This is a genomic window from Alterileibacterium massiliense, from assembly GCF_900104645.1.
In the GTDB taxonomy this organism is placed as follows: domain Bacteria; phylum Bacillota; class Clostridia; order Peptostreptococcales; family Anaerovoracaceae; genus Alterileibacterium; species Alterileibacterium massiliense.
The window spans coordinates 195,681-208,190 of sequence record NZ_FNWE01000002.1 but is presented as its reverse complement, the minus strand read 5'-3'; the positions used below and the strand labels follow the sequence as shown (position 1 = coordinate 208,190).

Annotated in this window: 12 protein-coding genes; all 12 read right to left on the bottom strand. The window is 33.7% G+C overall.

Translation table 11 applies throughout. From position 1 onward, the window contains the following. Positions 1-265: 265 nt before the first annotated feature. On the bottom strand, positions 266-1,681 hold the full coding sequence (locus BQ5371_RS02765) for an InlB B-repeat-containing protein (RefSeq protein ID WP_071132421.1): 1,416 nt from the start codon (positions 1,679-1,681) through the stop codon (positions 266-268). A 303-nt stretch (positions 1,682-1,984) separates the two neighbouring features. Continuing rightward, the gene (locus tag BQ5371_RS02760; protein ID WP_071132420.1) at positions 1,985-3,493 is read right to left on the bottom strand and encodes an InlB B-repeat-containing protein; all 1,509 of its coding nucleotides are present in this window, start codon (positions 3,491-3,493) and stop codon (positions 1,985-1,987) included. A 287-nt stretch (positions 3,494-3,780) separates the two neighbouring features. After that, positions 3,781-5,115, bottom strand: coding sequence for a L,D-transpeptidase family protein (locus BQ5371_RS02755; RefSeq protein WP_071132419.1), 1,335 nt, complete (start codon positions 5,113-5,115; stop codon positions 3,781-3,783). A gap of 98 nt (positions 5,116-5,213) precedes the next feature. Then, a complete protein-coding gene (locus tag BQ5371_RS02750) occupies positions 5,214-5,786 on the bottom strand; it encodes a hypothetical protein (RefSeq protein ID WP_071132418.1) in 573 nt (190 codons plus the stop codon). A 36-nt stretch (positions 5,787-5,822) separates the two neighbouring features. After that, positions 5,823-6,890 (bottom strand): N-acetylmuramoyl-L-alanine amidase family protein, encoded by a 1,068-nt coding sequence (locus BQ5371_RS02745; protein WP_071132417.1) that lies wholly within the window; start codon positions 6,888-6,890, stop codon positions 5,823-5,825. Beyond that, a complete protein-coding gene (locus BQ5371_RS07190) occupies positions 6,880-7,296 on the bottom strand; it encodes a hypothetical protein (RefSeq protein WP_456297579.1) in 417 nt (138 codons plus the stop codon). The genes BQ5371_RS02745 and BQ5371_RS07190 overlap by 11 nt, the downstream gene beginning before the upstream one ends. Before the next feature lie 390 nt (positions 7,297-7,686). Next, complete coding sequence (locus BQ5371_RS02735; protein ID WP_071132415.1) at positions 7,687-7,926, bottom strand: phosphopantetheine-binding protein; 240 nt, start codon at positions 7,924-7,926, stop codon at positions 7,687-7,689. A gap of 11 nt (positions 7,927-7,937) precedes the next feature. After that, complete coding sequence (gene dltA, locus BQ5371_RS02730) at positions 7,938-9,449, bottom strand: D-alanine--poly(phosphoribitol) ligase subunit DltA (protein ID WP_071132414.1); 1,512 nt, start codon at positions 9,447-9,449, stop codon at positions 7,938-7,940. Between the two features lie 3 nt (positions 9,450-9,452). After that, positions 9,453-10,496, bottom strand: a complete 1,044-nt coding sequence (locus BQ5371_RS02725) for a hypothetical protein (RefSeq protein ID WP_071132413.1) — start codon at positions 10,494-10,496, stop codon at positions 9,453-9,455. A 9-nt stretch (positions 10,497-10,505) separates the two neighbouring features. Next, a complete protein-coding gene (locus BQ5371_RS02720) occupies positions 10,506-12,029 on the bottom strand; it encodes an MBOAT family O-acyltransferase (RefSeq protein ID WP_071132412.1) in 1,524 nt (507 codons plus the stop codon). A gap of 13 nt (positions 12,030-12,042) precedes the next feature. Continuing rightward, positions 12,043-12,249, bottom strand: coding sequence for a hypothetical protein (locus BQ5371_RS06940; RefSeq protein WP_135354786.1), 207 nt, complete (start codon positions 12,247-12,249; stop codon positions 12,043-12,045). Next, entirely contained in the window at positions 12,218-12,415 is a 198-nt protein-coding gene (gene rpmE, locus BQ5371_RS06840) for a 50S ribosomal protein L31 (RefSeq protein ID WP_083377400.1), read from the bottom strand. The genes BQ5371_RS06940 and rpmE overlap by 32 nt, the downstream gene beginning before the upstream one ends. Between the last annotated feature and the right edge of the window lie 95 nt (positions 12,416-12,510).

The window sequence follows — 12,510 nt, the reverse complement described above, 5'->3', positions numbered from 1 at the left end:
AAAAATTTATTTCTCGTCAATCTCCCTCATCGCACAAAATGTTCAAGTAAAAAAACGACCACGCACAGTTTCTACACCAAGCCATGGTCGTTATTTTGATTATTTTATCTTTGATTGTATTTTTGATTTTTCATGGATGGGCAAAGGCGGAATTTAGACTTGATTCATTGACTTCAATATTTATGCAAACAAAAAGAAGATCCTTTCGGCTCTCCTCTTTGTTGTTTTTAGTTATCTTACTATTTAGCCTTGTTTAGCTATCTTTTTATTTTGCTATCTTTTTTCTTAGAATAAATGCAATCCCTGCAATTGATAGGATTGACGCTAATGCGATAAATCCAAGGTCTGTGTTGTCCCCCGTCTTTATTTTTCCAGCGTTATCTCCGCCTGCGTTACCAGTACCTGCCTTTTTGTACTGTGCATATACTGTTATATTTTCTGTAACAATCGTATCTGCTGTGAATTCCTGTCCGCTTCCGTCCTTTGCTGTATTCCAACCTGTAAATACATATCCGTCCTTAGCAGGATTCTTTGGCATTTTAGAGGTTTCAAGTCCATCATTATTAATGCTCTTTTTGTATCCTACGATCATCGGATCTTTCACTTCAGGCATTCCGCCTTGAGTGTCGAAAGTTACCTCAGGTCTTACGAACTTAGGTGTAAGCATAAGAGTTCTATTCATAGGCATTTTGAACATATTGATTCGCTTTGTATCACAGAAACCCCAAAGTCTTTCATATCCCCATGTGTTGCCATTAAAGTTCTTAAATACAAACTCACGATCGATTGTTCCTTCAGGGAACTTCTCAGGTCCGCCATGAGGCTGTATCCTTTTGCCGTCAGCTCCATATGCTTGTTTTACTGCCCAGCCGGCAAATTTATAACCATCTTTCACTGGGTCAGCTGGTGCTTTTATCGTGTTATCTCTTCCTACTCTGACAACTGTGTTGTCTGGGTTATATTGATAATTTCCATTGCCATCTTTGATATACATAGTTTTCGCTGATTCTTCATCTTTTGCGAACGCTACATTAAATACTGACCAGTAACATGAAAAATCCATCATCTCATCGAATTTTACTTTATTATCGATAGGAAAATTCTTTTTTCCTTCTTTAGAAGTATCAATTATTATTTTTGTTTGTACATATTTTTTTTCAAAAACTATCCAAGGATTCTCTCCTTGTGCATTAAGGGTATCTCCTTCGTCAAAATAATTATGGTATCCCATTGGTAGGCTATCTGGATTAATCTCGACTAAGTACTTTTTATTCTTTGGAAATTCTCCAAGGATTAATCTTGCACTTGTATCATTGGCAAAACGCCCTTTGACCTTTGTTTTTTCATTTGTCTCCATATCTGTTAGGAAAAATTCGACATTCTCCCAGAAAGATTTAAATTCGCCTATTTTTGATGCTTCTCTACTATTTGTTGTTGTGCATCCGCCATCTATGTTGGATAAATTATCTTCAGGCTTAATTAGATGATTTCTACCAACTCTGCTTTCACCTTTGTTCATTTGCCTACAAAGAATTGCTGTAATAGTAACTTTATCATTTTGAGGTGCTTTTGCAGGACCTGACGCAGGTTTTGTTTCTGCAAAACCAAAGGCCGCCGCAGGAATTACCATCATAAGGGTAAGCATAAGCACGGTCAGCTTCTTAAAAAAACTATTCTTCATCGCTCTTCCTTTCTTTAACATTTTTAAAGTATAAAAAGTTATAATTTACAAAAATTGCTAAAAATATTTTGTTTGATAGTGCTAATTATACTACCCCCCCCCGTGAGTTTTCAACCACTTTATGAGCTTTTGCGTGATTTCCAATTTTATATTTAATAACCCTCCGTTGTATTTTTTATGTTAAAAAACGACCATCTACAGCTTTTTGCTATAGCATGGTCGCTATTTTAATTTTTTAATCGCCTTTAATATTATTAATTTGGTGATATAGCTTTTTTATTTTTTCTATATTAAAGCTATCTTTTATTTAACTGCCCTTCTTCTAAGAATAAATGCAATTCCAGCGATTGATAGGATTGAAGCTAATGCGATAAATCCAAGGTCTGTATTGTCACCTGTCTTTATTTTTCCAGCGTTGTCTCCTCCTGCGTTACCAGTGCCTGCCTTTTTGTACTGTGCATATACTGTTATATTTTCTGTTACAATCGTATCTGCTGTGAATTCCTGTCCGCTTCCGTCTTTTGCTGTATTCCAGCCTGTAAATACATATCCGTCTTTAACAGGATTCTTTGGCATCTTTGATGACTTTAACCCATCGTTTTTAATGCTCTTTTTGTATCCTACAATCATCGGATTTTTCACTTCCGGCATTCCGCCTTGAGTGTCAAAGGTTACCTCAGGTCTACTGAACTTAGGTAGTACAATTAAGCTATAAATCCTTAGTAATTTGTGTTCATTGCTTGCAGGATCTTTAGGATTTTCAAGCTTAAAGGAGTTTATACCCTCTGTATCCACAATACCGAATGTTCTTGAGTGACACCATATACCAGAAAAATCTGTAACATATTCCTTGTCATAGCTGCCTTCTGGGAAGCCGGATTTTGAAGCCCAAGGGTCAACTCTTTTCCCTTCTTTCGTATATGCTTGCTTAAATGACCAGCCTTCAAATTTATATCCATCTTTAACTGGATCTGCCGGTTTGTTAACACTGCCGTCCGGTCCAATGCGAACAACCTTATTTGCAGGATTGTGTGAGTATGTGCCATCTTGATTGATAATATAGAAGTTTTTAGCACTTTCTTCGTCCTTTGCAAATATTATATTTTTAAAAGTCCAATTAGCCCCAATATTCATAACATTTTTCCCGAACTTTTGGTCCTCAGAACTTTGATTTCTTTTAGCCGATGTGTCAAGAATTATTCCAGTTCTGTAATCAACTTCCTTTTGTCCGGCTAAGTTAAGATTTTCTGCAGGTCCATTATATATAAATTCGTTATGGTAGCCTGCTGGAAGTGATTTGGGATTTACCTTTATTAAATATTTTTTATTCTTAGGAAATTCACCAAGTATAAGTCTTGCTGACTTGTCTTTTCCTTCTTCATTATTCAAAAAATGTCCCTTTACAGTCTTTGTCTCTTTAGTTTCCATGTCTGTAAATAGGAATTCAACATCTCTCCAGTAATCAAGTGCGGATTTTTCGCCTAAATACTCTCTTTGCTCGTTATATTCTTTCTGTGTGTATGGACTCCACGAACCTACAAAATCTACATAGGCATTTAACAAAGTGCTATTAGGATCAACCAACTTACATACGCTAACTTTCTTTCCATTTTTTTCTGCTTTCACACTCTGATATTCAAAATGTAAGGTCGCTGTTATCGTAACCATATCATCGTTAACAGGTGTCTTCGAAGGACCTTTTGCAGTTGTCTCTGCCGGATTTGTTTCGGCAAATCCAAAGGCTGCCGCAGGGATTACCATCATAAGGGTAAGTATAAGCACGGTCAGCTTCTTTAAAAAACTATTCTTCATCGCTCTTCCTTTCTTTAAATTGTTAAAATTTAAAAGTTATAAATTACAAAAATTACTAAAAATATTTTGTTTGATAGTGCTAATTATACTACCCCCCCCCCGTGAGTTTTCAAGGGTTTTGTGGGATTTTTCTGAGAGAGCAAGAAGGCTTTGATAGGATTTTATTTGTGGATAGGTAAGATAAAACAAAATAAAAAATAGCTGAGCTTATATCTCAACTATTTTTATCTCTAAATATATTATTTGTCTTTCTTCAGTCTTTATTCAAATTTTCTAAATAATTATCTTTACTCTATAATAACAAGTGTCTTATTTGATGTTATCATATTAAACAAAGCCATCGCATTGGTATATGGCATATTTACACACCCATGAGAACCGTTGGTTAGATATATCCGTCCGCCAAATGAACTTCTCCACTGTGCATCATGAAATCCGTAGCTATTTCCTATAAATGGCATCCAGTAGTTTACATATGATCTGTATCCAGGACCTGTTAGATAAATATTCCTTGCTTTATTTCCAATTCTATACATTCCCTTCGGTGTATTATAATCTCCATAGTTTCCAGTCACTATTGGTGTTTTTAATTTTAGTGAACCTTCATTATAGTAATATAGCATTTGCTCCATTATTGAAACAATAATATAGTCTGTTGCCATATATCCATTGCTATCGAAGTAATAGGTTGCACAATCTATTCTAAGCTTTTGATTAGCCGGATACCATCCGTTATCCTCATACCACCAGCCTGTTTCATTTTGAACCCAGTGTCCATCTGAATAATTCTTATCCCATGCTCCACTTGAATTTAACCAACGACCTTTGACATATGCTGATGACTCCATGTATCCATATGAATTAAAGTAGTAGTGATTGCCATCTATTTTTTGCCAGCTGCTAACAGGGTACCATCCGTTATCTTGATACCACCATCCTGTGCTGTCCTTATACCACTTTCCTCTTGAATACGCTTTTACCCATTTACCTTCTTCATTTAACCAACATCCTTGGATATAACAATTCTTTTCTATATATCCTTCTTTGTTAAAATAATAGTATTCTCCTTCTATTTTTAGCCATCTATTCCTTGTATTTAGGTTGTTATCGCCCCATTTCCTGCCATTTTCATCATCTGTCCAGTTTTCTGTATATGGTGTCTTATTCCTTATTCCTTCAGAATTAATCCAATATCCATCGGTATAGCAGCTGGCCTCCATATATCCTCGCTCATCAAAATGATAATAGTTGCCATCTATTTTTTGCCAGCTGTCAACAGGATACCAACCGTTGTCTTGATACCACCATCCTGTGCTGTCCTTATACCACTTTCCTCCTGAGTACGCTTTTACCCATTTTCCTTCTTCATTTAACCAATACCCTTGGATATAACAATCTTTTTCTATATATCCTTCTTCGTTAAAATAGTAGTATTCTCCTTCTATTTTTAGCCATTTGCTCTTCGCGTAATCATTCTCACTCTCATATCTTGTTCCATTCGCATCTGTTACCCATTTCCAGTGTTCTGTTTTTTCCGCTTCTTCTCCATAGGTGAATGTCATTGCCATAGCAACTATAAATATCATCGTCACTATGCCTATTAATTTATTTTTTAAATTCACTTTCTTTCTCCCTCCCCCTCGCTCGCTTATCTGCCATCATAACATATTTTGTAGATTTTTGTTGTTTTTTTCTTCAGCAAATAACTTTTACCATTTTGTTAGTAATAATTATTTGGATCGTCTACATCTACGCAGTTGTTATTGTTTGAACTTTCATGCGTACCTGTGTCATTAGAACTAGGTTCCTCATTTTCAGTTGCTCCATTATTTTGATTTTTGTTAGAGCCAACTTGTTCTTTTTGACTCTGGTCATTGTTTTCAGTAGAGTCTTGTTTTGTTTTTTGCTCATTTTGTTTATTTAATTCTTCTTTTTTTGTATTTACTATCTTTCCATTTTTGGTTTCATACAAAAGATATGTAATGCCATCTTCATATCTTATCTCTATTTTACTATTAATATCGCTTATTTTTATACTTCCTAAGGCATATTTGCTTCCATCATTATAAGAAATGTTTATATCATATTTGTCCGCTTTTTTTTCTCGTTTTTTTAGTTCAAAAGCTTCATCTTTCTTTATTTTATTATCATTTATATTGATTTCGTATCCAGTCTTATTCCATATTTTAATCGTTTCCTCTTTCTCTTTATTTGCACAACCTGATAATCCAACAATAGTTAATGTTAGCATCAGCATCATTAGTATCAAAATACTTTTATTTCTATTTTTCATACTCGCTCCTCCTGTTTAGATATATTGTATTAGCCATTACATAGTATATGATTTGCTATATCTCCATGTTCCTCTTGTTCCATATGCAAATCCATATTTGCCTCTATTTGTTGCGTTAACAAAATTAGGATCATAAACATAACCATCTATTTCGCACCAAGAATGCGTTGAACTACCTACCCAGCCAAACCATTGTGTGCAATAATATCCGCAAGCCTGTGCTAGATACTTGAATGCACTTGCCATAACCAAGCAATCACCGCCATAGTTCTTATATCCGTATATTGCATATTCTGAAGAACTCATAATTGGATAAGAAGTTCTGCCATTACTTGTAAGATAATATCGAGACATTCCTGCACAATAATTCAATGCTCTATAAATGTTGTAGCCTAACTCAGATGCAATTTCTCTAGCTTTTGCTTCTACTGAATCATCATATGGTATTAAACTCCCATTTACATCTGTAACATATGTTTTTCTATTAAAGGTAAATTTCCCTAGTAGCATTGCTCCGCTTGCACTAAACGCGTATTTGCTTCCCCTTATCTCCTTTATGGTGTCGCTTACCATTACATAGCTAGGTTCAAAATAGTACCAGCTTCCTCCTATGTACTGCCAGTCTTTCTTTGCTGACCCGTCATTTGTTTCTCCGAAGTAATACCAGCTCCCGCCTATGTACTGCCACCCGCTTCTCATTACTCCGTCTTCATCAAAGCTATATTTCAATCCACCGATATTGTGCATTGAATTTTTTATTATCTTGCCATTACTTTCTTTGTAATACCATTTCTTTTTATATAAAATCCAGCCACTATCCTTTATTTCTCCCGTAGGTTCTGTAGCATAGATATCGTCTTTAAACTTGAATGTTCCTAGTAGCATTGCACCACTTGCACTAAACGCGTATTTGCTTCCCGATATCTCCTTTATGGCATCGCTTACCATTACATAGCTAGGTTCAAAATAGTACCAGCTTCCTCCTATGTACTCCCAGTCTTTCTTTGCTGACCCGTCATTTGCTTCTCCGAAGTAATACCAGCTCCCTTCTATGTACTGCCATCCGCTTCTCATTACTCCGTCTTTATCAAAGCTATATTTCAATCCACCGATATCNGTGCATTGTGTTTTTTATTATCTCGCCATTCTCTTCTTTGTAATACCACTTCTTGTTATATAAAATCCAGCCACTATCCTTTATTTCTCCTGTAGGCTCTGTAGTATAGATATCGTCTTTGAATTTAAATGTTCCTAGCAGCATTGCTCCGCTTGCACTAAATGCGTATTTGCTTCTCCTTATCTCCTTTATGGTGTCGCTTACCATTACATAGCTAGGTTCAAAATAGTACCAGCTTCCTCCTATGTACTCCCAGTCTTTCTTTGCTGACCCGTCATTTGCTTCTCCGAAGTAATACCAGCTCCCTTCTATGTACTGCCATCCGCTTCTCATTACTCCGTCGCTACTGAAATAATATTGTTTGCTATTAATAATACAAAATCCCTTTTGCATTATTCCTTCAGAATTATAAAAATGCCAGCCTTGGCTATCTTTTTCCCAGTAACCATTCACATCTTCTTGAATATCAATATTATCATCTTCGTTTTCACTAGGTATTTGATTTTCTATAGCCTCATTAGGCTTATCTATATTTGTATTTTCAATATCTTTATCTTCGATTGGTTCTTCTAATTCTTCTAATTCTTTGCTTGATATTGTTTCAGCTTTTATTTCTTGATTCTCTGCTGGTGTTGCTCCATTTGCTGATAGATAAAAACCTAAAATCATTAATATCGCTAGAAAAACAACTATACATATATTATAAATGGACATTTTTATTAAGCTTATTCCTGATTTTTTCATATCCTTATATTCTCCTTCCTCTAATGTATAAGATGTTTATTAAATATTCTCTCTTAAAAACTTTGTAAATTCATTAACCGTTCTAACTTTACTTTTATTTATACTATTGGCTTTTACTTTAATATTAAGTCTTTCTTCAATTTCTACTACGATATCCAGTATTGCGAATGAGTCTAGATAATTGGTCTCGAACAAGTCCATATCCGGATTCTTTAATATCTCATCACTCTCGCATACTGTTTTTAATATTTCCCTTGCCATAATTTCAATCTTATCCATTTTTCACCTTTCTATGTATTCTCCATAATAATCTTTTTTCTATCAACTTTACCATTGCTGTTAATCGGGAACTTATCCAATATGGTTATTTTTCTAGGCACCATATAACTTGGAATTTTCTTCTTTAACTCATTTTTTATATACAATTTAGTCTCGAGCGAGTTTTGCTTGACTTTTTTATCTATTAAAACAAACGCATGAAGATAGGAAATTTTTTCTCCTTTATATATTGGTAAAACAATATTTTTGGCAACAATATCAATTTTATTCATATTACATTCTATATCTTCAAGTTCAATTCTATAGCCATTTAATTTAATTTGAAAATCTGTCCTTCCTTTGAAATAAAGCATATCTCCTTTTTTATAAACTAGGTCTTTTGTTCTGAATGCTTTTTTCCCTTTATATTCAAAAAAACTTTTCATAGTTAATTCAGGTTGCATATAATAGCCTTCGCAAACACTGTTGCTTGCAACTATCAGCTCTCCCTCTTCAGAATTAGGTGTTAAGCAATTCTCGTTTTTTTCCAACCAATATGTCGCCTCTTTTATAACCTTTCCTATAGGTAAATTGTCATCTTCTTCTAACATTTCCGGCTTAATTTCACATGCTGATGTAAAAATAGTAACCTCTGATGGACCATAGCCATTATATATTTTTGCTTTTGGAAATCTGTGAAATAATTCTCGGGCAAGTTTCTTTGTTAACACTTCTCCTGCAAGTATTATTTTTGATAAATTAGGTAACAAATCAGAATTAAATTCATCATATATGACGCACATCTCAATAAACGAAGGTGTTGAAACCCATGACGAAGCCTTGCTCTTATTAAGATATGCAAACAATTCAGAAATGTTTGCTGTCATTTGTGAATCAATATTGAATAGAGTTTCACCACAAGCTAAATAGTAATAAAACTGTATACCTGATATATCAAAAGAATATGATACTTGATTTAATGAAACTTTTTCTAAATCAATTTCAAGTATGTCTTTGAAGCCTTCTATAAAATTAATTATATTATTCTTCGTAATACCAACGCCTTTTGGCTCTCCAGTGCTTCCCGAAGTAAACAGTATGTATGATAGGTCATCTCCTTTAACCCATTCACTTTCACTTATATTTTTATTTTCACTAAATTTAATATCCTCAAATTCAGATGGTTTTATTATTTTTATATATTCATTAAAAGCATCTTCAGATAAATCAGTTCCTGAAAAATTATAAATTATTTCCGCTTTAGTTTTTTTCGCAATTTTTCCAACGCGTTCTTGTGGAAATGTTGTATCCACAAATACATATGCTCTTCCACTCTTTAGTGTTCCAAGCATTATAGCCGTAGCTTCAATTTCCTTGTTGGCATATATAATAATTGGATTTTTTGTTTTTAGTTCTTCATTATGATATATCGCAATTTTTTCTGATAATAACCATAGTTCCTTAAAAGTAATTGTTTTATTTCGATGGATGATTGCTATTCTATCACTTTCCCTCATGCCCTTAAGTTCATCTAATATCCACATATTTTACCTCATAGTTTCATCAGGATTTTCGTTTATTTTTTTTAAATAAGTATCGTAAAAATATTTTTTTACTTCTTCGCTGTTATTTGTTGCCTTGGCTGAGACATCAGAAAAAACTCCCGTAAATTTTTGGGCACCTTTACCACTCAAATGAACTGCATCTGAAAAATCGTCAAAAGTTAATTCTAAATATCCTTTCTTTAATAAATTAAAATTTAAATATTGAAGCCCATTTTTATTTGCGTATTCCCTCATATAGTCAACATATGGTTGATAGTTTTCTTTTGAAAGCGTTGCATCGGGGAGTGGTGTTTCAATTAATACAAGTTTTATATCATTCTGATAGCAATAATTTGTTATTTCCTTTAATTTTCTTTTTGCAAAATCTGACATAACATTATTAGAAACAATGTTTTCCTCTATTTCAAAATAATCCCCATGTTTTGCATTTTTATAAGAATATACAAATCCACTTCCCATATATTTTTCAGTATCATGGGTAACATTTTTATATCCATATTTGCGGTAATCCTCTGTTAACTTACCCTTGATAACATGAATTGGTTCGCCGTGTCTATGTATACAAGGCATTATGTCATTTTCTATTCCTTTAAATCCTGCTGTTTGATACAAATATGAATATTTGTTTATTCCAAAGTGAAAGAAGTCCGTTAAAATATATGTCTGTAATTCTCCTTCCTTATCTGCTTGATTTCTTTGAAAACCAACATCTAAAAAAACTGTTTCTATTTTATGATTCTTATTAGCCTCTTTTATTATTGCATATGAGCCACCTAATTGTTGGCTCGCTGAGCCGAGGTTAAAAACATTTTGATTCATTATTTTAGATGCTATATTTGAATCATAGCCCTTTAATACCTCAGATCCTCCGACAATAACGGCATCTATGTTGCCGTCATATTTATACATTTCATGCAACATAATTCTTGTGTATGATTGAACACTGTCGAACGCAGTCCAATTAAAAACAAGTGCTATTAGACACGCCATTAATATTTTAGTTGTCAATCTTAATTTATCACTCATTTAGCCCTCTTAAAACATTGCATATGCAAAAGGAACCGAATGTGTTCCCAGTGATAGCACAATAAGTGCAATCATAAGCGTATATACAGTCCATCTAGCAAGGAAACCTTTTTTTGCAATTATCTTGAACACATCTTTATCTTTATAAATCAAAATATCAACGATTAAAACTAACAAAATGGCTACTAATAAAACGCTAACATTAGTTAGCCCCCTGATATTTGAATTGTCAGATATTAAATTGCTAAATACACCTATATCGCCCCTAACAGAAAAAGATTTAATAATCTGATTAAATGCACTATTTAAATTTGTCGCTTTAAAAAATAGATTGCCTACAGAAAATATAATAAGTGTCCTTATTGATTGAAAAATGTGCCAGCAATTTGAGTTAGCATCTATTTTAAGGCTGTTTCTCAAATTATTAAATTTTGATTCAAGCATCATCCCCAAGACAATCACCATCCAATACCATAGACCTTCTCCCAATACATATTTCCATCCATTGCCATGCCAGATTCCCATACATATCCATACCGACAGCATTGATATATAAACTGATAAATTTCTCCCACGCTTTTTATCCAATTTTTTTATCGATATTTTCGTGATGTTGATATAAATTCTTGATTTTAATAAAGAATCAAGCACATAATCTCTTAGCCATGCTCCAAGTGTAATATGCCATCTTCTCCAAAATTCTCTTGTAGATCTTGAAAAAAATGGTGCCTTGAAATTATCTGGCAGTTTAACTCCTAAAATATTTGAAACACCCGATATTATGTCCATGCATCCTGAGAAATCCATATAAAGATATAGCGAATATAATAAAGCTGAAATCCATATATAATATCCACTATATGTCGATATATCAGCATCAATAATGCTTACAACTGAAAAGAGTCTATTCCCAATAGCAATTTTTTTAATTAGTCCTAATGCGATTCTTTTTATGCCGAGAGATACTCTTTGATAGTCAAAACTATTATTATTGAATAATGAGTTTTGAACATCGCTGAAGCGACATATAGGTCCTGACACCATCATTGGAAAATAGCAGGTGAATAGTAGTAGTTTAAAAATGTTTTGCTCGGGTTTTATTTCGCCTCTATAGCAGTCAATAAAATATCCTATGATTTGTAGTGTATAAAAACTTATGGCAAGAGGAGCAATTAAGCTTACTCTATGCAAAATAGGTTCTGAATTATCAAATAGTATACCTACAAAATTTACGGCATCTATAAATAAATTGCTATATTTTAGAACGGCAAGAATTGCCAAGTTTGAAATTATCACAGCACCTGCAATTATTTGCTTTTTTCTTTCATCTCTTTTTTCTAATAAAATAGTGCCAAAATATACACTTGTCGTGCTATACAGCATATATAAAACTGTGCTTGGTTTGGAATTTGCAAAGAAAAAAATCAAGCTCGAAAACAGAAGAACAATCCATTTGTTTTTCCCCTTTAAGCTCCAGTATATTAATGCCGTAAAAAATATAAATATAAAATACTCTAATGTCACTATATCCATTTGTTCGATTGTATCACCCCTCCCCCCGTGAAATTTCAAGGGTTTTGTGGGATTTTTCTGAGAGAGCAAGAAGGCTTTGATAGGATTTTATTTGTTGATGAGTAAAGGTGTGATTTGCACTTGTTTCAATAACTCCAATATTTATGTAAATAAAAAGAAGAGCCTTTCGGCTCTCCTCATCGTTCATCTTATAGTCCGTACTTATTTTTGAATTTCTCAACTCGTCCGCCACGGTTAGAGAATTTCTGTGTTCCTGTAAAGAATGGATGACATTCTGAGCACACATCTACTCTCATCTCCGGCTTCTCAGAGAGAACTGTAAATGTATTACCACATGCGCAAGTTACTTTACATTCCTTAAATTCCGGATGGATTCCTTCCTTCATGCGATTTACCTTCTTTCTATAATTGTCTGCTTCACAGTCCGAACCTGCACCGAGTGCCCAGCTGCTATCACAGCGTCATGATTATAACAAATGGT